The sequence below is a fragment of the Candidatus Poribacteria bacterium genome, assembly GCA_028820845.1.
Classification (GTDB): domain Bacteria; phylum Poribacteria; class WGA-4E; order WGA-4E; family WGA-3G; genus WGA-3G.
Genome location: JAPPII010000062.1, coordinates 20813 through 42644, shown reverse-complemented (window position 1 = coordinate 42644; position 21832 = coordinate 20813). Strand labels below are relative to the sequence as shown.

Here is a 21832-nt window from a genome sequence, read left to right as displayed (position 1 = left end):
CGAGTTTTTGCCCGAATTGCAAGCAGAGTTATTTGGTTTGCCTCCTAAAATCTTGCTGGTTCGTAGTAGGGCAATTTATTGCCCGTTCTTATAGTTTTATGACGTGCGATGAATCGCACTACTACAAACAGACGAATCTATGGGTTTGAAACATAAAAATAGGCGGACACAGGGACCCGCCTTGCAGAGAGCTCTACGACAATTCAACCGCTTTGCCAGTGCGTGCGCACTCGTAGATAGCCATGTTCAGCGCGACAGAACGTCTGCCTTCATAGCCATCGACTGCTGGTGATCCACCGTTGTTGATAACTTGGATTGCATCTTCAATGACGTTATTCGGATAGGGTGGCAGTTCGATTTCGGGTTCGTCATCATCGGCGAATTCCCATACTTCTGGTCCGAGACCGATAATGCCTTTTTCGCCGTGGACGTGAATCATTGAGACGTTACCGCCGGGGTATGTTGTTGTCGTCAGGACGTGACCGAGCGCGCCGTTCTCAAATTCAAGGATCGCTGAAGTCATGTCTTCAGTTTCACAGTTTTCGTGATCGTAGACATCGAAGTGCGCACCGATGATCCGTTTGACCGGTCCCATGAACCAGAGCATGAGATCGACGTAGTGTACGCCTTGATTCATGATAGAGCCGCCGCCGTCGAGTTCCCACGTCCCGTGCCAGCCGATGTAGTAACTATCCGGACGTTTCCACTTCATACGGAGTTCGCACAAAAGCGGTCTACCGATAGCACCTGTTGCGAGTGCTTTCTGGATTCTACGGTTATGTGTACCGTAGCGTTCACCGAAATCGACAAGTAGTTTGACATCGTTGTCTTCGCAGGTTTTGATGAGGGAGTTGCAATTTTCAACGCTGACATCCATCGGTTTTGTAGTGATGACGTGTTTGCCGCGGCGTGCGGCTTCCTCTCCGAATTTACCGTGGAGCCCGCTGGGGGTCATAATCATCCCCACGTCGATATCATCACGGTCGAACATCTCAAGCGCATCGTCGTGGCTTTCGCAACCGAATTCTTCTTCAGCCTTCTTACGCCGTTCTTCAACGAGGTCTGCCACGGCGACAAGTTCTGCACCGTCCGTGCCGTGAATCATACGCGAGCGATTCATGCCCATACCTAAACCGACAACGCCAAAACGTAGAGTATTAGCCATTAGAAATTCTCCTTTTTTAGAAGTCGTCAAAGGAATAGCCCTCAGCCTTCAGCAGTCAGCCTTCAGCAAGAAGTCGTAACTTCATCAGAAAACCTCTTAACTGGAAGCCGATGGCTGATTGCCGATAGCCAATATGCTGACTGCCATTATACCACATACAGAGACTATGCGTTACAAAAAATTGACGGGACAAGCGATGCGTCTCCTTCTCGTTGCTTTTATCTTTTCTCTCTTGAATGGACAACCAGCGTCTTCAGAAGCGGATGCAATCGGTTTTACGGATATAACAACGGAACTCGGTATTGCGTTTCGACATGCGAACGGTGAGAGTGGACAGAAATACTTTATTGAGCCGATCGGCAGTGGGGTTGCCCTCTTCGATTTTGATAACGACGCCGATTTGGACCTCTATTTCGTCAACGGCAGTGATTTGCCAGGGATGGCCTCTCCAACCTTACCCACGAATCGTCTCTATCGCAACGATGGCGACACCTTCACCGACGTAACAACACAAGCAGCCGTTGGCGATACCGGCTACGGATTAGGATGCTGCGTCGGCGACTACAACAACGACGGTTTTACAGATCTCTACATAACCAACTACGGCGTGAATGTTCTCTATCGCAACAACGGCGATGGCACTTTCACAGATGTTACTGCGGCTACTGGGGTCGGCGGCGATCAGTTTAGTAGCGGTTGTGCTTTCGTGGATATAGATGTAGATGGCGATCTGGATCTTTATGTCGTCAACTATGTTCAGTTCGATCCAGAGACGAATCCGATATGCACGCGACAAGGGATTCAGACCTACTGCACACCAGAGGCACTGCCCGGCGTTTCAGATGTGCTTTACCTTAACAACGACGACGGCACTTTCACGGATGTGTCGGAGAAAACAGGGATAAGTGAGGCACGGGGCAAAGGGTTAGGGGTCGTCTGTGGGGATGTGGATAACGACGGAGACGTGGATATCTTCGTTGCCAACGATACCACACCCAACCTCCTCTACCGTAACAATCCGAACAGCATTGAGATGACAGAAGACGCGCTTTTCTCAGGCGTTGCGCTGAGCGAAGAAGGACGCACTTATAGCGGAATGGGCGCGAACCTCGGCGATTTTGACAACGACGGCTATCTTGATATTGTCATCACAAATTTTCAGGACCAGACGAATAGCCTCTATCACAATGCCCAGAGCGGTTTTTTCACGGAAGATAGTTTCGCCAGAGGGGTCGGCGAAAGAAGCCTCCCCTATTTGGCATGGGGTGTCGATTTCGTCGATTTTAACAACGACGGTTGGTTGGACCTGTTTATTGCGAATGGTCACCTTGACGACAATATCGCTGAGATTGATCCAATAGGCACATACTCCCAGCCGAATCAACTTTTTCTCAATAACCGGGGAGTCAATTTTTCGGAGCCCATCGATGCGGCAATAGCGACCCAGAAAGTGAGCCGAGGCGCAGCGTTCGGTGATATTGATAACGACGGCGATATAGATATCGTCGTTTCTAACTTAAAGGATTCACCGACCGTCTTGCGAAACGATGGAGGCAACACGGCGCAGTGGTTGCGGGTCAAACTTGTCGGCACACATTGCAACCGGGATGCCATTGGCGCACGGGTGACGGTTGTTTCTGGGGACTTGACACAGATCCGTGAGGTCAAAAGTGGTTCAGGCTACCTCAGCCAGAACGATCTCCGTTTACATTTCGGATTAGGCACCGCGGCATCGGTGGATACGCTGACGGTACGGTGGACCTGTGGCAAAGTCCAAACCTTACAAAACGTTAAAACGAACCAGGTCCTTGTTATCTCCGAGAGATGATGCATATTCCATTGTAGGGGTTTTTGCTTGGGTGTTTCCCCTAGGTCTTGTGCCTACCCTCGCGTATTATGGCACCGCATAATCATCCGGATTGTCCTTCCGCCAGTTCGGGAGATACCCCTCTTTGTGTCCGAAACCGTAAGAGGGTCCAATTTGATTCACACTCGACCAAGGCCACGCCTGCCCACCGATAAGACGGAACGCATCACCTTTGCCGCATAACCAATAGAAGGTATGTGCCACGTATCTCGCAACGCCGTGTCCACCATACTCCGCCATTTGAAAATCGAAATCAGGTTCTTCTTTCCAATCCCGTGTCGGTGGTGTTGTCCGCCAATAACTATATTTTAGCATGTGGCGTAACCCTTCCGCAGTCGATGCACCACGACGATGAAGAATACTTTGCGAGTGGATAACGAAAGAACCTGCGGGGCCCTCGCTTGAAACGCCTTTCTCGGCGATGTCTCGACTTGTGGAATGGATGTGCGAACCCGGCAGAAGTTCTGTCGGTCCGAGTTCCATCGGCGTATCTTGCGGAAAATAGAAAACCTCAACGAAATTAGTTTCAGGTCCGAAGACGTGATCGGCATCGTGATGCCATCCCTGTGCAGGCATGGGACATTCCACGCGGTGGTTGCTTACCAATACGGGTAACCCGACGTTTTTACCCAGCAGTGAACGCAATGCGCCAGCGAGTTCCCGATTCAGTAGTACATGCTCAATGTACCAGTCTTCTAAGAGAATCGAACTCGGTTCGTGTGTATCCCGCATCCGCTCTAAATCGGCGTGTGTCATGCCTTTTGGAATAAAGCAGGGATTTATCGGCAGATCGCCGTTCAGATAATCACACGTCCGCTGGTTAATCTCATCAGGGACAACCCCTTGGAGTTGCAGATAGCCGTCTCTGCAATACTGCAGCACCTCTGTATCGGTGAGGGTCGGTTCGCAGTCAAAGGTTCGGTTTGTTGCGTCATATTTCATTGTTAGTTTCCTCACACTTTCACTTTTCCATTCTGAAGACACCAATCCTAAAGCCGTATCTCTCATAAAAAGCGACCGCATCTTCGTTATGGGCAAGGACATCCAATCTGACCTTCTTATCTGTCCACACGTTTTTGTGTAACCAATCAAGCAATCGCGTAGCGATACCCTTTCGGCGATGTGCTCTGTCTACGTACAACTGCCGCATGTAGTAGTGTGATTCGTCATCTCTGTATAAACAATAGGCGACAATGCTGCCCTTCTCCTTTGCCATATAACAGATATAGTCGGTCGCCAGCCAGTCTCGCATACGTTCTGTGAGTTGGGCGATATTCATTGGATTCGGGTGTTGTTCATCCTCGATAAGTTCTTTGTTCAGTTCAGCGAGTATGTCAGCATCCCTAAGTGCTGCTCTAACGACTTCCATTGTAGTGATAGACCTCTGTAGGGGTAGGTCTTGTGCCTACCCGCTTTGTTGCTTGCCAAACAGACGTCAGGGGCTGTAGGGGTAGGTCTTGTGCCTACCCGCTTGTGTTATAATGGCAAAGACCGTATCAATAAGAGTTTGTTCTCCGTCTTCTCTTCGTTTCTGCTTTTCAGCATCGCTCAAGAGAATATGATCACCTTGACTCGGATTATCAAAAGTAAACAACAACGATAGGCGTTGCATACCAAAGTATTCCGCAACTGCGAAAGTGCTCGCCGTTTCCATATCTACAGCAATATAACCTTGATGAGACCAGTCCTGAATCTCTGCTGCTCCCTCAGCAAACAGTGCCGAAGTCGTCCAGATGCGACCTTTGTGTCCAGTGAAAGAGGGGATCCCTTCAACGAGTTCAGGTGAAGCGTTGATTTCTTGTTTATCTGATAAATAATACTGTGCTGCCCCTTCACCGCAATACGCCGATGTTGCACAGACAAGATCGCCTGCCTGAATGCTATCTGTGAGTGCGCCACAACAGCCTGTCTGTATGACCAAGGATGTTCCCAACACACCGAAAAGATGTGTGACTTCAGATGCCATTGCATCCCCGTACACAGAAGCATAACCTACATCTATATTTTTATACGTTCCAATCAGCACATCCTCAAAGATACCGTTCGGTGAACCGACTTCAAAAACGTCTGTGAAAAAAGCACTATGTTTGGTGTAGTTGACCTTTAGATTCCGTGTCCCTCGTAAGACTAAAACGGTGGGTATTCTGTTCTCAGGGATGTTTAAAAGCGACAACCAATCTTTCTTCGTTAACTCCTTAAGCATTGTCTATTTCCTATGAAGACTAAGAATTTTATCGGGTAAAGCAGATTTTCCCAAGACTCGGTAGGTGCGGTTTCTAACCGCACCGGGCATCACTATGAAATTACACGATTTATCTTTATTTATCCTATCTATAAAGTCAGCGTCACGTTATCCTGTTTTACAAGGTCTTTTATTTCCCATTCTGAACCATAAGCCGCCAACGCCTTTGTCTCTGGCGAGAGTCGCTCCATCACTTCCGGTGGGAACGGGTCGCGGAGACCGCGCTCGTCTTGGAAAAACTGCGTCTTATAGCGCAAAATCAGGAATCGCCGATCTCTGTCTTTCGGTTTCCAAACAAGGACACCGTGTGTCAGCATCTCGGTAATAATCACAACGTCTCCTGCTTTTGGTGTTACATTGACGAGAGCCGGATGGAGCGGTGCATCTATAGTATCAGGGTCAGGGAAAAACAGATTTTCTGGACGTTCAAATTCGCTTTTATGGGAACCCGGTAAGACGATCAGACCGCCGTCCCCCGGATAGACATCCGTGAAATAGAAGAAACACACAATATCATTTGTGAAGATCTGATTGTGTCTGACACCGTAGCGTCGCGTCCAGCGGAAATCTTCACCGCCACAGTGGAGCGGTGTCATCTCCTGTCGCTCGTGTGTATTCACAACAAGCGACCCGCGATTGAAGCGCGGTTTGTTCCACGTCAGTTCCTTGATGATGGACCACGTAGTAGGATGTAAAGTCAACGCCTCAAGCGATTTGTCAGCAGAGAACCCATTTGAAAACCCTTCACTACCGCGACTAATTCCGGGCGGCAATTCATCTGACGATGCTTGCACGAGTCGTTCGACCGCTGCCTGTGCGTTACTGAGTTCTTTTGGTGTTAGGACGTTCTCTAAATGCAGGTAGCCGCGTAGATCAAAGAGATACTTCTGTTTCGGTGTCATGTCTGTCCCTCACGTTTCTTTGCTAAATATGATATAAAGGTTTGCTTTATATTTCAAGATAATTTACAATAGTAAGTATCGGGCATACGACAACGAAGGTTCTTTTAGGTATATGAACGACTGCCGCAATGGAGGAATTCAAGGTGGACAATCAAGTAGTTCTCAGCAAGGAGTTTATCAAGCAGACCCTTGTGGATAATCGGCAGGCCCTGCAGAAATACGGGGTCAAACGGATTGGCTTGTTCGGCTCTTACGTGCGGGGGACGGCAACCGCCGCAAGCGACATTGATTTCCTTGTTGAACTCGAAAGACTAACTTTTGACGATTACATGGGGTTGGCTGTTTTTCTGGAAGATCTATTTGAGAAGGACGTTGACCTTGTGACCCCCACATCCATCAAACCGGGTTACAAACCTTATATTGAAAGAGAAGTAGAATATGTCACGGAACTATAACTTATACCTCCAAGACATATTTAAACTTCCGATGCTGAAAACACAAATTCAACAAATCCTTAAGGAGAGAAACGGAGGACGCTATGTTTAACCGAACAATCCAGTCTATCTATGGACCCTTAACGTTGTGTTTGATACTTGGGATCGGTTTGGCAATCCTTTCTCATAGTGGGCATACTGCAGAACCTGAAGTCTGGTTCTCCTTCAAGGGAGAAGATGCGAATATTGCTGAGGATGCCAGTGGGAATGGCATTGATGGTGTGATTATCGGTGGTCCACAGCGGGTGCCGAGTAAAGAGGGTGTCTTTGGAATGGGAATGGAGTTCGGTGATAACAAGGAGGACTTTATTGAATTTGATTACTTGATGCCTAACCCCGGCACGCTTGGATTCTGGTTTAAACCGTATTGGGACGGCGCGGGTGACGGAACTTACCGGTTATTCGATGCAAGCACGGTTGCGCTCTCCTTCTCTATTGGGAAAGGCACCTTAGTAGGGCAACTTGAAGACCAGTTCGTTTTTTTGATAGAGAGTGCTCTGGATATAGATGCGCTGATGACCGTTCCCGCCGCTGATGTTGTTAAGAAGGATGAGTGGATGCACATAGCGGTGACGTGGAATTTTGTAGATGACGCTTTCATCTACATTAACGGCGAGGAAGTCGCAACGAAAACTGGCATCGGACCGTTTCCTGAATTCCATAGACCGCCAAGGATTGGGGGCAATAACAAGTTTAATTACAGAGTCGCTGCATCGGGTGCTAACGGTGTTATTGATGAATTTGCCATTTACGGTGAGGCTTTATCGGATAAAGATATCCAGACGGAAATGGACCTCCGTGTCTCCGATGTTGAGCCTGAGGGTAAACTCGCTGTTACTTGGGGTAGGATAAAATCTGAGCGATAACAACTTTACAGGTTAGTGTTGGCGAGGTTAGGAAACCTCGCCAGCGGCGAAGGATGTCCCACATCAGTATGTGCAGATATTTTCGGGCTTTACTATAAGCCTCATCCGAGACCTTGTTATATTGAGTAAGCGACCAATTCACCCATCTCGCTCCCATAGCAGCTAATTGCAGGTGCAGCATGGTCACCGGATACAATGAGGAGTATATTGGGTTTGTGGGTCGTTGACATAGCTTATTCCCAAGGTTTGAGGATAATCTTAGAGCTTTCGTGAGATGCAGAGGTCTCGAATGCCTGTTGAATCTCGCTCATCGGAAAGATATTACTAATGAGCAGATCGAGGATCGGTGAACCTTCGATAACCCTCATCAATCCCGGAAATTGACTCAAGTTATAGTGCCATGCACCAGCGAGGCGTAACCCTTTACCGATGAGATCAGGGCTGACGTGAATAATAGTGTCGTTTCCACCGCTTTGACCGACGAAGGCGATGGTGCCGCGTCTACGCGTCGCGTCAATACAGAGTCTATGTGCTTGGACGTTCCCTGAACAGTCGAGGGCGAAATCGACACCGCGTCCATCTGTTGTGAGATCGCGAATCTGGTCGACTGCATCTTCATCCGTTGGGTTGATGACCGCTTCGGCTCCCATCTGTTTTGCGCGTTCGACGCGCCACGGAATCAGTTCCGCCGCGATGACTTTCGCGCCACGGAAACGGGCGTTGGTAATCGCACCGAAACCGACAGGACCGATCCCCGTGATTAACACAGTGTGGGTCGCGTTGACACCCATCTCGTCGAAGGCGCGATAGGACGGTCCCAAGGCGCAACATGCCAGCGAGGCGTGTTCGTAAGACACATTGTTTGGAATCTTCGGGAGCAACCAAGACGGCTTGACGATATACTGTGCCATCGTCGCACTACCGTAACGGGAACCGGTGAATTCCTCGAAATTGTAGTTGTTTTCACAGTGGATGTAATCTCCATCGGTGCAAAGCACGCATTTCCCACACGGATATTGCGGCATCACAACCACCCGATCACCGACTTTCACTTTTCCGGGTTGAGCGATGTCAACAACCTCACCCGCCGCTTCGTGTCCAAGCCAATCGCTTTTGTGCCCGTGTTCAAAAGAATGGTATTCATTACACATCGGGGATGCGTGAATTTTTACGACGACCCAATCCTCTTTCGGTGTTGGATCTGGAACGTCAATCAATCCTGCCTGCCGTTCACCTAAAATTGCTGCTACTTTCATGGTTGTTCCTCGTTCTTTCTGCTAAAGGTATAGGAATATTTCAGTTAAGTCTCCGCACATTTTAGCATAAGTAAACCTATAAAGCAAATTGTGGAGTTTTGATATAGCGAACCGCGATTCGCGAACCGCGAACAGTGAGGTAAAAAAACAAGGCAGCGAACCGAAGTCCACTGTCCTGATAGGTTAGTTCACTATCCTCAAAACCGGATTCAAACAACAAATGCTGATAATTGTCACGCTTGCGGACCGCTGACTGCCAAAAACTTTGCTTGACAAAATTGGCGAAAATCTGTTTAATAATAGGGGCGGATGTAAACAATTACCGCATGCTTTAGAATGCGGTTTGTAGACCGAATATGCCAAAGCACGCGAAGAACACCATGTTCGCGGCATACTATAATTTAATCCATTTGTAAAAGGACATATCAGATGAAAATAGAACAAAGACTTGAAGAATTAGGTGTCGAACTCCCGGAACCAGCGGTGCCCGTGGCGAATTACGTCACAACTGTGCAGACCGGTAATATCATATTTACTTCGGGACATGGACCCGGAAACGGCGAGGGTCCAATCTATAAGAGCCAACTCGGTACGGATGCCACGATTGAAGAAGGCTATGCCTCGGCGCGCCAAGTGGCGATTTGCTTGCTAAGCACCCTCAAACACGCACTCGGCGATCTCGACCGAATCAAACGCGTCGTCAAAGTGGTCGGGTTCGTCAACTCGGCACCCGACTTCACCGACCAACCCGCCGTTGTCAACGGTGCCTCCGATTTTTTCGTCGAGGTATTCGGTGATAAAGGCAGACATGCCCGCTCCGCAGTCGGTATGGTACAGCTCCCGGGTGGGATTCCCGTTGAGGTTGAAATGGTTGTCGAAATTGAAGACTAATCGCTTCAGAAAAGAAGGGGACAATGGCACTTCAAATTATTAAACCGCGGATACGCGGGTTTATCTGTACCAACGCCCATCCCGTTGGGTGTCAGACCAATGTTCAAAACCAAATCGATGAAATTAAACAGGGCATTCCACACAAAGAGACGGGTATGAATGCACTTGTTGTCGGGGCATCGACGGGATATGGACTCGCCTCGCGTATCGCTTTGACGTACGCTTACGGTGCCAAAACGCTTGGGCTCCTCTATGAACGTCCACCTGATGACAGACGCACTGCAACTGCTGGTTACTATAACACTGCTGCCTTCCATCAACAGGCAGCAGCAGACGGATTCTCCGCCGCCAGTCTCAATGGAGACGCGTTTTCCAATGAGATGAAAGCGGAAGCTATTAGCCGACTCAAATCAGATTTCGGAAAAATAGACATCCTCGTCTACAGTATCGCCGCACCCCGTAGAATCCATCCGAACACAGGGACCTCACATGAATCCGTCCTCAAACCGATCGGCGAACCGTATACGGGAAAAACGATTGATCTGAATCGTGAAGTCATTACGCCTGTAATGATTGCACCTGCAAATGAGCAGGAGATCACTGATACAATCGCCGTGATGGGAGGTGAAGACTTAGAGATGTGGGTTGACGCATTAACCGAGGCGGAATTGCTGGCACCAGAGGTGACAGTCGTTGCCTATACCTACATCGGAAGTGCCTTGACGTGGTCGATTTACCGAGATGGGACTATCGGCAGAGCAAAAGACGATTTGAAGACGCGTGTGGACGCACTTGATGAACGGCTCGCGAACCAACTCGGTGGGAGTGCCTATATTTCGGTGAACAAAGCCGTCGTTACGCAAGCCTCCGCAGCAATTCCTGTTGTGCCGCTTTACGTCAGCATCCTCTATGACATTATGAACGCTAAAGGCATCAACGAAGCACCCATTGGACAGATGAAACGGCTTTTCTCTGAGCATCTCGGACCGGGGTTGGAACCCCAACTCGACGCTGAACGCTATATCCGTCTTGATGATCGTGAGTTGCAGCCTGAGGTGACCGACGCAGTGACGGAGCGGTGGGACCAGATTGATACCGACAATTTCTACGAACTCTCTGATTACGCAGGCTTCAGGCAACGCTTCCGAAACCTTTTTGGGTTTGAGGTTGAACGGGTGGACTACGATGAAGCGGTGGAGACGGAGTTGGTGTTTTAAGGACATAGTAGGCTGTGGAGGTCAAACAGAACCTGAATGCTGAGCATACGACCGAGAAAACTCCAAGCCTACCGGACTTCAAAGGGACGAGAGCCTTTTACCGAGTGGCTTATATCCATTCACGATAGAAATACGCGAAACAGAATTGAAAGGCGACTTGACCGGATCAGATCTGGCAATTTTGGGGATTACCGCACTGTTGGTGCTGGCGTGTTTGAATTGAGGTTTTCTTTAGGGGCAGGTTATCGTATCTACTTTGGTGAAGTGGATGACACGATCGTTCTGCTGCTCTGTGGGGGTGACAAGTCATCCCAGGCGCGGGATATTGAACGCGCGAAAAGGTGTTGGCTGGAATATAAGGAGGCGCAACGATGAGAGAGTATCGAACATGGGAAGAAATTCTAATGGAACGGTTTACTTCCGACTGGGAGGAGGCAATCGGTTATCTTGATGTAGCACTTGAGGAATATCAAGAGGATGGGGATACGCCCTTCTTTCTGCTTGGCCTCCAGAATGTTGTAGAAGCGCGAGGCGGGGTCGCGGAAGTTGCTAAGCAAGCGGGTATTAAGGCACAATGCCTCTCGGATATGCTCGCAAGCGACGAAGCACCGCGTCTGGATATGCTTATCACGATTCTTGCTGCCCTCGGATGCCGACTGTTGATTCAACCCTTAGAGCCGATAGAACCTAATGCTGAACTCGCTGCAGCAGAAACCTCAATAGTGGCATCAGAAATATCAACCCCCAGTTCTGAAGTTTCAGTAGAAAAAAGATGAATTGTTACATAGAAACCTCTTAACCGACAACCCGGGGAATGCCATCCGGGGAAGCCCATACGGGCTTCATACCGTTGATTCGCATTCATACCGTTGATTTAACTGATAATTATTCTAAAGGAGAAAGTTATGGCGCAACCAATTCAAGTTACGGTCTGGAATGAATTTAGGCACGAGAAAACAAACGAATTCATTGGTGGTCTCTACCCCAATGGGATTCACGGTGCGATTGCGGAGGGTCTCGACAAAGCGGGCGGTTTCAAAATTCAGACCGCAACGTTAGATGAACCCGAACACGGCTTAACCGACGATGTGCTCACAAACACGGATGTCTTAATATGGTGGGGACATGCCGCACACGGTGCCGTTGATGACGCTATCGCTGCGAAAGTTCGCGCACGTGTGTTGGACGGCATGGGACTTATCGTCCTCCATTCTGCACACTATTCTAAACCCTTCACCGGTTTGATGGGGACCTCGTGTAGCCTCAAATGGCGTGAAGCCGCTGAAAAAGAACGGCTTTGGGTGATTGAACACGGACATCCGATTGTTGAAGGCTTGGGTGAATACTTTGAAATAGAGCACGCCGAAATGTATGGCGAACCCTTTGATATTCCTGAACCCGATACACTTATTTTCGTGAGTTGGTTCCCCGGCGGTGAAGTCTTCCGAAGTGGATGCTGTTATTATCGCGGGCGGGGCAAAATCTTCTATTTCCGTCCCGGTCATGAGACCTACCCGATCTATTACGATGAAAACGTTCGGCATGTCATCGCAAACGCTGCACGGTGGGCAGCACCCGGTAACGCGCCGACACCGGTCTTTGGAAACGCACAACCCTTAGAGCCTTTGGAATAGGGTATATAGAAGTGAGCGGGTCTCTGAACCCGCTCATTTCATTGGGTAATCTCTATGCAGACAGAAGAAAACCGAAGTACTGAGACTGTGGATATTCCACCCGTTACGGGTCCTCATGCTGAACCGTGGTCTCTGAAGAAAATAATTGCGCTCGCTGCCGTATTTGGACCCGCGGCGATTGTCGCTTCTGTGAGTATTGGCGCAGGTGAAACGATTGTTGTCGTTCGAGCAGGGGCGTGGGCAGGATATAACTTGCTCTGGCTTGTGCTTCTCAGTTGCGCTGTCAAAGGCATTTTTGTCACGTATCTCCTTGGGCGTTATACCGCAGTCAGCGGCGAATATATCGGACACCGGCTCGTCAAGCTGCCTGGACCGCGCGGATGGCTTCTTATCGGGATTGTTCTCTTTGAAATGATAGGCGCGCCTTTGGCGTGGGTGCCAATTGGAAAACCGTGCGGCGCGTTGCTCCATCATTTATTTAGGGACGCCCTGCCTTCCGGGATCTCGCAACCTGTTTGGGAAAACCTTATCACGTCCTGTTTCATCACCCTTGCCCTCCTTTTCGGTTTGCGTATCTCCTTTGAAAGGCTCGAAAAGCAGCAACTCATCATCTGTGCTATCCTCGTTGTCGGGACTATCATCGGCACCTTGATGGTGCGTCCAGACTTAGGTAAAGCCGTTGTCGGGAGCCTCCGTTTTGGACATCTGCCTGAATTTCCTGAATGGGCACCGCAGGATGCAGTTGAGAACCCGTTATTGACAATGGCGACGGCATTCGGTTATGTCGGCGGATCTGTGATGGGGTACATCGTCTACGCCAATTGGGTCGGCATCCACCGCTGGGGTATGACCTCCCATCAGAACATTGTGGATGTGCGCCGACTCGCCGGTGAACGTGATAGAATCGATTACCTCCCTGAGCAACCCGAACAAGTAAGCCAACTCCGTAAAATCCTGGCACCGCTCCGTTGGGATATCGGCATGGGTGCAATCGTCCTCTTCATTGTGACGGGTGCTTTCATGATTTCAGGTGCGGCTGTCCTGTATGGCATGCAAAGCACCTTTGAAGGGTGGAGTTTGCTGACCGATCAGGCGAGCGTCTGGCAAAATATTCACGGCTCACTCGTCTGGGTGTATTATATTTGTATCATCGTCGCATTGTGGGGAACACTGCAGGCACTCCCAGAGATTTATGCCCGCGTGATGCAGGAGTTCTTTCAGGCGATCTGGCCCCAACACCAATGGAACTACGGGACGCTTCGCAAATGGGTCTGTCTCTACATCTTTGTTACGACGATGGTACTCATCTGGTTGAACATCCCATTTGACATTTTGACACAGATTGCTGGATTTATTTTGGCAAATTTTTCAATTGCTGTGATGATGCTTGCTGCGTTATATTTGAACGCTAAACTGCCGCGCGCGTATCGGACGAAGCCGTTTATGTTCGTCGGTGCGCTTATTTCGGCAGGGGTGCTTATTGTGTTTGCTGGAATTAGTGGCTGGGGGTTGTACGTCAAAATCTCCAAACTTCTCGCTCAATGGTTCTAATGAAGGTTGACCCCTTTCACGTAAAGGTATAAAATACCGTCAATAACTCTGAATCTTCAGAAGGAGATGGAACATGGCAGACATCAAAGATAAACTCGCGCAACTACAAGAAGAAGGTTTCGTTTTAATAGAGGGCGCGTTGTCTCCAGAAGAGACAGAACGTATTCGTCAGCGCATCAATTATGCACGCGAAATGGGGTGGGAAGAGGGCTTAAACGCCGTAGGGAACATGTGGTTTGATACCCTCTTGGATCGGGAACCCGATACCTACGATCCTCTCGTCGGGCATCCCAGTGTCCGTCCCTATTTGGAAGGGTTAATGGGCAAGCAGTGCCAGCTCCGAAGCCTACGGGCACACATCAATCCGGGGCCGTATCTCCAAGAGTGGCACATGGATTTTTACGGCTACTGGCAGGAGAAGCGATACGTCGAAGAACATCCGTTTGCGATGGCACCTGTAGGAATTAACACGACGTTCTATTTTCAGGACAACGATCCCGGTGAGGGACACCTCAAGTTCATCAAAGGCGGGCATCTGTCAGAACCACCGCATCTCTACCCGTTAGATCGTCCCAAATTTGAAGCGTGGTGTGAGGCGCAAGAACACGTGATCCTGCATCCGAAAGCCGGTGATTGTGTCCTGTTCATCAATCACATTCCACACCAAGGCGCGAAAGAACGCGACGATATGGAACGGAGCAACGTCGTGTGTCATTATCAGGTAACCCCGATGTATGAGGGCGTTTGGCATGTCTCTCGCCCGCGCGGTTATCAAGGCACATTCCCCTTCGCTTAGAGAGATGCCTTAGTTTTCAAGGGCGGGTGTGTCTTACATCCGCCTCAGTTTTTTTTAAAATATCCAAGGAGGCATCCAAGAAATTTTGGCAGTTAACCCTGATGCAAAACTGCCGACGGCTTGGGGACTTCTCAAGCAGAAATACGATGTCCGTGGTCAGTCAAATTGACTTGTGGTATCGCTGCATTCTTAAGACCGTGCCAATTTGGCAGACATTTGATAGGAATTTGGCTATTTCAAGCAATTAACGTTGGCATGAATATTGCAACTTATTCATTATAGTAGATTCCGTAAATACATTTACATTCTCAAACACCCCCAGTAGGTGCGGTTTCTAACCGCACCGATGCGAAGTGTAAAATTAATTCTAAAATCTACTATAAACGGGTGAGGTGTTGTCGGTGGACTTTCTGCTGTGGAATGTGTGGAGGCAGTGGAGAACGAGGAAATGCCTTATAACGGGTAGGTACGTTGTTGCGTAATCTGCCTGCCTTTGAAATTATTTATGCATAGGAGTATTGAGAAATGAGCAAAGTCATTGGAATTGATTTAGGTACAACAAATTCGTGCGTAGCCGTTTTAGAAAGCGGTGATGCCAAGGTCATCGAAAATACGGAAGGGAATCGGACTACCCCCTCTGTTGTCGGTTTTACCAAAGAGGGAGAGCGCCCCGTTGGACTCGTTGCTAAAAGACAAGCGATCACGAACCCGCAAAATACAATTTTTTCGATTAAAAGGTTCATGGGGCGGAAATTTAACGAAATAGGTAATGATGCTTCCCGCGTGCCTTATGAATTAAAAGCCGATACAGGCGGCGATGTCGCCGTGAACATCGACGGAAAAGATTATTCGCCCCCTGAAATTTCTGCTATGGTTTTGCGGAAGATGAAGGAAACTGCTGAGGCGTATCTCGGTGAAGATGTTACGAAAGCGGTTGTCACTGTTCCCGCTTACTTCAATGATTCCCAACGTCAGGCGACGGCGGATGCCGGTAAAATCGCTGGATTGGAAGTCGAGCGGATTATCAATGAACCGACCGCCGCATCGCTCGCTTATGGTCTTCAGAATGAAGGCGACAAAAAGATTGCTGTTTATGACCTCGGTGGTGGGACGTTTGACATCTCTATTCTGGAAATCGGGGACGGGGTTTTTGAGGTAAAAAGCACAAACGGCGATACACACCTCGGTGGCGACGATTTTGATCAGGCGGTTATCGACTGGATGGCGCAGGAGTTCCTCAGTAGCCAAGGGATTGATTTACGCACTGATCAGATGGCACTGCAACGGCTAAAAGAGGCGGCAGAGACCGCGAAGTGTGAACTCTCCAGTACACTACAAACCGACATCAACTTGCCTTTTATCACTGTCGATGCCAGTGGTCCGAAGCACCTGAACCTGACGCTTACCCGGGCAAAGTTGGAACAAATTACAGATAATTTAGTCCAACGTTCGCTTGAACCCTGCAGACAGGCACTCGCCGATGCGGAGATGCAACCCGCTGACATTGATGAGATTATCCTCGTCGGTGGTCAGACGCGTATGCCCAAAGTCCAGGAGGCTGTTGAGCAACTCTTCGGCAAAGAACCGCACAAAGGGGTCAATCCGGATGAGGTCGTCGCAATCGGTGCCGCAATTCAAGGGGGAGTCCTCGCAGGCGATGAAGAGGTTAAGGACATCCTCTTATTAGACGTTACACCGCTTTCCCTCGGTATTGAAACCCTCGGTGGGATGTTCACACGGTTGATTGATAGGAACACGACGATTCCTACTAAGAAATCGAATATATTCACGACTGCTGAGAACAATCAGACAGCCGTTGATGTCCATGTCCTCCAAGGCGAACGGGAGCAAGCGGTTTACAACAAAACCATTGGACGGTTCCGATTGGGTGAACTGCCACCTGCACCGAGAGGTGTTCCGCAGATTGAAGTGACCTTTGATATTGATGCAAATGGTATACTTAACGTATCCGCGAAAGATACAGCGACGGGTAAAGAGCAGAAGATTACCATTACCGCATCCTCTGGACTGAGCGAAGCCGAAATTGATCAGATGGTCAAGGATGCCGAAACGCACGCTGAAGAGGATAAGCAGAAACGGGAAGAAGTCGAAGCGCGCAACCGTGCGGATTCTCTGGTTTACGAGACAGAGAAAAACCTCAGCGAATTGGGAGACAAGATAGACGACGCTTCCAAGGAGAAGGTGAACGCCGCTGTTGCCCGTGTCAAGCAGGCGTTGGAGTCTAATAACAACGCCGAGATCCAATCCGCAACAGACGAATTAACGCAGGTCTGGCACGAGGTCTCTCAGTTGATATATCAACAAGCAGCAGAGGCAGATCCAGGGGCAGCTGCAGGCGATCCGTCCGCTGCTGAGGCGACAACTGATGCCGCTGACAGCGATGTCGTTGACGCTGAATATGAAGTTGTTGACGAAGATGAAAAAAAGGATAAAAGTTAAGCGGGCCCTCTAAATTGCGATTCCCTTGGTGTGATGTAGGAGGTTTCCACGATGGCTTATAGCAACTTTACTCTCGAAACAGTGGAAAAAGAATTTGAACTTGAATTGGTTGAACACGCCGGTATCTTTGCCGAAATCGAACCGGTGAGCCTAAGTGCAGAACTCACAAATGCGTTGGCGAGAAATGTGCCTTTAGCCGCTACTATAAACACAGAGAAAGCCCGCTCGGAACTGATTGTCTCCCCTGTTCTCGTTGAATTGCGGGAGAAATTTGATCGCAAAATTAGTCTTTTTTCGGGAATCGACTTCAACGTTGACGCTGAAAGTGGATTAACTGGTGTGTGTGATTTTTTGGTGAGCCTGTCGCCTCGGCAATCTTATGTAGAGGCACCTGTTATCGCGCTTGTTGAGGCAAAGAATCTTGATCTGAAACTTGGGCTTGGGCAGTGTGTCGCAGAGATGCTCGCTGCCCAACGCTTTAACACTGAAAGAGAGAATGACATCTCTTGGATTTACGGTGCCTCCACAACAGGAATAGAGTGGCAGTTCCTCAAGTTGCAAGGGAAGTGCTTACAGATTGATATCGCAACCTATACGATTGAGCGGTGCGACAGGATCCTCGGCACCCTCGCCGGTATGGTGGCACAAAAGGCGTGAGGTTAGACAGGCAATAGGGTTTATTATAGCACCCATCGCTCGATTCAACAGCGAATCGGCGTGATGGGTGCTTTTTTTCTTATCTATCTAATATCCCAACAACGCAATCCCTTCCCGATAGGTCGCAGCAGAATGCTGTAAAGACCCAAGTTCGTCATCAGTCAATTCGATCTCAAGAATCTCCTCCACACCGTTCCCACCGAGTTTAATCGGAACCCCAATATACAAATCGTCAATCCCATATTGCCCCGTGAGATGTGCAGAACAGGGCAGCAGCCGTTTCTTATCGAGAATAATGGCTTCCGCCATCTGTGCTAACGATGAACCCGCAGCGTAATAGCCACTTGTTTTGAGAAGGTTAACGATCTCAGCACCACCGTCCCGCGTGCGTTGTGCCATCGCTTCAATACGATCTTCCGGTATGAGTTGCGGAATCGGGATGCCGTTGACGGTCGTATAGCGCGGAAGCGGCACCATCGTGTCGCCGTGTCCACCGAGAACGAGCGCATGGATGTCTTCTACGGAAACACCGAGTTCAAGAGAGATGAAATAACGGAACCTCGCCGAGTCGAGTATGCCCGCCTGCCCGACGACGCGGTGTGAAGGAAATCCTGAGACTTTCCACGCGTGGTAGGTCATGATGTCCAACGGGTTGGTGAGCATCACAATAACGCAGTCTGGCGACTGTTTCACGACGTTTTCTGTGACGCTGCCGACGATATTGGCATTCGTTTGCAACAGGTCTTCGCGCGTCATCCCCGGTTTACGTGGGGAACCTGATGTAATAATTACGAGATCGGAACCTGCAGTTGCACTGTAATCGAGATCGCCGTCAACTGCGGCATCAAACAGTTCCACGGGCCCCATTTGTGCCATGTCCAATGCCTTACCTTGCGGGACCCCGTCAACGATGTCTATCAGGACGACATCCCCGAGTTGTTTCTGTGCGATCAGAAACGCCGCTGTTGCACCGACATTCCCCGCACCAATAACACTGATTTTTTTTCTTGCCACTTCTACCTCCAATGTGAAAATATACAGTTTTTATTCTTAAAATGACTTCTATTAATTATACCCAGAAATTTGGAAATAATCAAGTCTCTTGTAGGACTGGGATTTTCCAATACCGACCTCTTGCTCTTAAAATTCGCGTCATCAGATAAACACCGCTCCCTTCCAACCTTCCTCTTTTCCAACTTCCTAACTTGCTTTTTTTCACATTTTTCTGAACCTTTTTGCGATAACCTTCCCTCTATGCCCAAATCCGAACGGGTTATCGCTGAATGAACAACGATATAGCAACAAATTTAATTCGGAGGCTCCAAGCGGGAGATGATAGACATCTTCGTGCGTTGATGGAACACTACACCCCGCGTGTATGGCCCTTGATCCTTGCAGAATCGCGTAACTATGAAGATGCCATGGAAATCCTACAAGATACTTGGCAGGCGGTCTGGGAGAACATAGGCGGCTTACGGAATGTCAGCAGCTTCGGGGGATGGTTGCGACAAATCGCCTCTAACCAATGTAGACGGTATTACAACACCGCCTACCATTCGCGGGGCGAGCGTCCTTACGAGGATGAAGTGTTGACATACCACGCCGATCGGAATGCTTTCATGCTTTTTCGCGAGACAGAATTGAAGGCAAGGTTAGTTGAGGCAGTGCGACATCTACCGAATAAGCCTGAGTATCTGCGGGAAGTTGCGATATTGTTTTATCTTCACGATGTGTCGCTAAAGGAGATTGCGGAAGAACTTGATCTGCCACTTGGCACGGTCAAGCGCAAACTTCATGAAGCGAGAGGACTTCTCCGAAAAGAGTTCGGCGTGGAGCCTGAGTGATGAGAGCGGTGGCTTGGTTGGATTGTGTTTTAAGTTTGCTCAACCTTTCTGTTGGGCATAATACGACTTTCCAATTAAGGAGAAAAAGAATGTGTCAATATTCACGATTGATAGTACTGATTATGTTAATTACGCTGACACTTACACCAGCTTTGGTTTTCGCATTCGGAGCACGTTGTTCCGACTGTGGGGGCGCAGCGCATCATGATCCAAATGATTGTGTCAAATATGCTCATGCCTCTGATTGCTCTTGTTCGGAGTGTGTAGAAAAGCGTGAGTCTAGCTCTAACAGTGGTGGAGGATCGAGCTTGTGGAATGCTGCAAAGTCTTTTGTAGGTCTTCTTAAAGAGGCTCCAGTGATAAATGTGGTTATTGCTGTTGGTGAGACTATCTTTAATCCAGCCGTTAATAGGGAAATGGGGGAAACAACTCGAAACTCAGGTGGCTACATGGGTAATACCTATAATGGCGTAGCAGAACAATCTCAATAGAGAGAATTCTTTCTATCCTCACGGGCGGCATTGCTGCCCGTGCTATTTTTTATCTGACCATAAAAATCATAATCAAACAAACAATCAAAATCAATAACCCCAATGCTATCAAATGAACCTGAACAGTATCTTGGATTCTTCTTCGTTGAAAAACCCATGACATGGTGCTCCATGCCAAAAAAAGTGCTCCAAAGCACCGCAAATCCTCTGCTCCAGGATTTCTTCCAAGCAGTATACCGATAAACAATAACAGCGCACCGGCATCAAATATTCTCTCCTGAGTACGTTTTGAAGATGTTAAAACTCTAAATTTGATTTTTTTTTCTTTTAAACTATAGTAGACTGGAAGGACCAACAGACAACTTGTCAGTAGAGTGATCAAGGTTAGTATACTACTTATGCCTGTCCAAAAAGACTCAGCCATTAGAATACCTCCTTATAGCCTTATGAAATAACAGGATGTTTGAAGTGTCGCAGTGGTGTCAGTGTAAAATGATAATCAATGTTCACCCAGTGCGTTGGAATCAAATTTAGTTAACTAACTAACTGTTGCAATATGCTGTGGGGCGATTCGCGTTCACGTGAATCGCCTCGAGTAAATTTACGGGGTAAAAAGAATTGGTGCCAGATACATCCACACTAATAGTAGAACAGTTGCGGCAATGTGAAACCAAAGTTTGTCAATTTCAATTTTTTGCATCAACCAGGACATGCACGCCCATAAGAGCCCAAGAGAGCCAACCATTTGCAAAAGATGTGCTTCGCGAACACTCTTCAGTAGCCATCCAATGTAAGACATCACAAGGCACATATCAAATACCCTCTCTCGCCTGCGTTGGCTGCTTGTTAAAATTCGGAATTTCATAACATACTCCTTACTCTAAAAAATAATATCCTTGTCCCAGATCCTCCTCTTAAAGAGAGCAACATTCCCTGAAAATGTTCAGAAAAATGCAGAACTTCCTCACATCAAACAGAGGTCTCTACTACCACCATTTCTTACGTTTCGGCGGCAGCCGCCGCCACTGCCATATCCGCCAAGAATACATTCCTACGCAGAGAACACCTAAAATCAGGAGTTTCCACCATTCCACTGTTCATTAGTCATCATCCTTTTACCAGATGTTTGATGAGTAATATGGAGCTGACAACGCTGAGAAGGAGGACAAAATAGAAGGCACAGCGGAGGAAACGCGACTCCGGAAACTCCATTCTAAAAAGCAGCAACCGTAAAAACGCCATCCATATACTCGGCACCACCAAACAGAGATTCAGAATCGTATAGGCATCACCCAGGAAAAGGGTGATGAAAGCACCTGTGCAACATACACCTATTGTACCGAAGAAAATAATTTGCGCTTTTTTTGAATGTCCGAAGTCAATCATCTGTTTTTTGACAGCTTCGCGTTTCCTTTGCAGCTCGTCGTCCATTTGAAATTCCTACGGAGTACTACAGATTGAGAGGAGAGCGTTAGGCGAGGCACTAAGCCTCGCCTTGA

24 protein-coding genes are annotated in these 21832 nt (G+C 48.5%); 14 read left to right on the top strand and 10 right to left on the bottom strand.

What is annotated here, in order from left to right:
• Positions 1-193 precede the first annotated feature (193 nt).
• On the bottom strand, positions 194-1165 hold the full coding sequence (locus OXN25_13010; protein MDE0425778.1) for a Gfo/Idh/MocA family oxidoreductase: 972 nt from the start codon (positions 1163-1165) through the stop codon (positions 194-196).
• A 166-nt stretch (positions 1166-1331) separates the two neighbouring features.
• Between OXN25_13010 and OXN25_13005 the strand changes: the two genes are divergently transcribed.
• Positions 1332-2993, top strand: a complete 1662-nt coding sequence (locus OXN25_13005) for a CRTAC1 family protein (protein ID MDE0425777.1) — start codon at positions 1332-1334, stop codon at positions 2991-2993.
• Positions 2994-3059: 66 nt separating this feature from the next.
• Here OXN25_13005 and OXN25_13000 read toward each other — a convergent pair whose 3' ends face one another.
• The 4 genes from OXN25_13000 to OXN25_12985 all read right to left on the bottom strand — a co-directional run bounded on the left by OXN25_13000 (position 3060) and on the right by OXN25_12985 (position 6176).
• A complete protein-coding gene (locus tag OXN25_13000) occupies positions 3060-3974 on the bottom strand; it encodes a phytanoyl-CoA dioxygenase family protein (protein MDE0425776.1) in 915 nt (304 codons plus the stop codon).
• Positions 3975-3993: 19 nt separating this feature from the next.
• The gene (locus OXN25_12995) at positions 3994-4401 is read right to left on the bottom strand and encodes a GNAT family N-acetyltransferase (GenBank protein MDE0425775.1); all 408 of its coding nucleotides are present in this window, start codon (positions 4399-4401) and stop codon (positions 3994-3996) included.
• Between the two features lie 66 nt (positions 4402-4467).
• A complete protein-coding gene (locus tag OXN25_12990) occupies positions 4468-5235 on the bottom strand; it encodes a hypothetical protein (protein ID MDE0425774.1) in 768 nt (255 codons plus the stop codon).
• 128 nt (positions 5236-5363) lie between these two features.
• Positions 5364-6176: a phytanoyl-CoA dioxygenase family protein gene (locus OXN25_12985; protein ID MDE0425773.1), complete on the bottom strand. Its 813-nt coding sequence runs from the start codon at positions 6174-6176 to the stop codon at positions 5364-5366.
• Positions 6177-6319: 143 nt separating this feature from the next.
• Between OXN25_12985 and OXN25_12980 the strand changes: the two genes are divergently transcribed.
• Positions 6320-6631, top strand: a complete 312-nt coding sequence (locus OXN25_12980; GenBank protein ID MDE0425772.1) for a nucleotidyltransferase family protein — start codon at positions 6320-6322, stop codon at positions 6629-6631.
• 83 nt (positions 6632-6714) lie between these two features.
• The gene (locus OXN25_12975; protein MDE0425771.1) at positions 6715-7536 is read left to right on the top strand and encodes a LamG domain-containing protein; all 822 of its coding nucleotides are present in this window, start codon (positions 6715-6717) and stop codon (positions 7534-7536) included.
• 233 nt (positions 7537-7769) lie between these two features.
• Here the strand turns inward: OXN25_12975 and OXN25_12970 are convergent, their stop codons facing one another.
• Positions 7770-8792: a zinc-binding dehydrogenase gene (locus OXN25_12970; GenBank protein MDE0425770.1), complete on the bottom strand. Its 1023-nt coding sequence runs from the start codon at positions 8790-8792 to the stop codon at positions 7770-7772.
• A gap of 429 nt (positions 8793-9221) precedes the next feature.
• Here OXN25_12970 and OXN25_12965 point away from each other — a divergent pair, with 429 nt between their 5' ends.
• The 9 genes from OXN25_12965 (at position 9222) to OXN25_12925 (ending at position 17998) form a co-directional block, all read left to right on the top strand.
• Positions 9222-9683, top strand: coding sequence for a RidA family protein (locus OXN25_12965; protein MDE0425769.1), 462 nt, complete (start codon positions 9222-9224; stop codon positions 9681-9683).
• Positions 9684-9706: 23 nt separating this feature from the next.
• Positions 9707-10900: a trans-2-enoyl-CoA reductase family protein gene (locus OXN25_12960; protein MDE0425768.1), complete on the top strand. Its 1194-nt coding sequence runs from the start codon at positions 9707-9709 to the stop codon at positions 10898-10900.
• A gap of 39 nt (positions 10901-10939) precedes the next feature.
• The gene (locus OXN25_12955; GenBank protein ID MDE0425767.1) at positions 10940-11275 is read left to right on the top strand and encodes a type II toxin-antitoxin system RelE/ParE family toxin; all 336 of its coding nucleotides are present in this window, start codon (positions 10940-10942) and stop codon (positions 11273-11275) included.
• Positions 11272-11676: a hypothetical protein gene (locus tag OXN25_12950; GenBank protein MDE0425766.1), complete on the top strand. Its 405-nt coding sequence runs from the start codon at positions 11272-11274 to the stop codon at positions 11674-11676. Before OXN25_12955 ends, OXN25_12950 begins: the two co-directional genes overlap by 4 nt.
• A gap of 129 nt (positions 11677-11805) precedes the next feature.
• Positions 11806-12534, top strand: coding sequence for a ThuA domain-containing protein (locus OXN25_12945; protein ID MDE0425765.1), 729 nt, complete (start codon positions 11806-11808; stop codon positions 12532-12534).
• A 54-nt stretch (positions 12535-12588) separates the two neighbouring features.
• Entirely contained in the window at positions 12589-14085 is a 1497-nt protein-coding gene (locus OXN25_12940) for an Nramp family divalent metal transporter (protein ID MDE0425764.1), read from the top strand.
• A gap of 73 nt (positions 14086-14158) precedes the next feature.
• Positions 14159-14881 (top strand): phytanoyl-CoA dioxygenase family protein, encoded by a 723-nt coding sequence (locus tag OXN25_12935; GenBank protein ID MDE0425763.1) that lies wholly within the window; start codon positions 14159-14161, stop codon positions 14879-14881.
• A 525-nt stretch (positions 14882-15406) separates the two neighbouring features.
• The gene (dnaK, locus tag OXN25_12930) at positions 15407-17341 is read left to right on the top strand and encodes a molecular chaperone DnaK (protein ID MDE0425762.1); all 1935 of its coding nucleotides are present in this window, start codon (positions 15407-15409) and stop codon (positions 17339-17341) included.
• A 51-nt stretch (positions 17342-17392) separates the two neighbouring features.
• Positions 17393-17998 (top strand): hypothetical protein, encoded by a 606-nt coding sequence (locus OXN25_12925; GenBank protein MDE0425761.1) that lies wholly within the window; start codon positions 17393-17395, stop codon positions 17996-17998.
• A gap of 87 nt (positions 17999-18085) precedes the next feature.
• Here OXN25_12925 and mdh read toward each other — a convergent pair whose 3' ends face one another.
• Entirely contained in the window at positions 18086-19012 is a 927-nt protein-coding gene (gene mdh, locus OXN25_12920) for a malate dehydrogenase (protein MDE0425760.1), read from the bottom strand.
• A 269-nt stretch (positions 19013-19281) separates the two neighbouring features.
• Between mdh and OXN25_12915 the strand changes: the two genes are divergently transcribed.
• Both OXN25_12915 and OXN25_12910 read left to right on the top strand, forming a co-directional pair.
• On the top strand, positions 19282-19842 hold the full coding sequence (locus tag OXN25_12915; protein MDE0425759.1) for a sigma-70 family RNA polymerase sigma factor: 561 nt from the start codon (positions 19282-19284) through the stop codon (positions 19840-19842).
• A complete protein-coding gene (locus OXN25_12910) occupies positions 19842-20333 on the top strand; it encodes a hypothetical protein (protein MDE0425758.1) in 492 nt (163 codons plus the stop codon). The genes OXN25_12915 and OXN25_12910 overlap by 1 nt, the downstream gene beginning before the upstream one ends.
• Before the next feature lie 49 nt (positions 20334-20382).
• On the opposite strand, the gene OXN25_12905 is transcribed toward OXN25_12910, so the two are convergent.
• From OXN25_12905 to OXN25_12895, 3 genes are all read right to left on the bottom strand, one after another.
• Complete coding sequence (locus OXN25_12905) at positions 20383-20757, bottom strand: hypothetical protein (protein MDE0425757.1); 375 nt, start codon at positions 20755-20757, stop codon at positions 20383-20385.
• A gap of 177 nt (positions 20758-20934) precedes the next feature.
• Positions 20935-21198, bottom strand: coding sequence for a hypothetical protein (locus tag OXN25_12900; GenBank protein MDE0425756.1), 264 nt, complete (start codon positions 21196-21198; stop codon positions 20935-20937).
• A 242-nt stretch (positions 21199-21440) separates the two neighbouring features.
• The gene (locus tag OXN25_12895; protein ID MDE0425755.1) at positions 21441-21764 is read right to left on the bottom strand and encodes a hypothetical protein; all 324 of its coding nucleotides are present in this window, start codon (positions 21762-21764) and stop codon (positions 21441-21443) included.
• Positions 21765-21832: the final 68 nt, after the last annotated feature.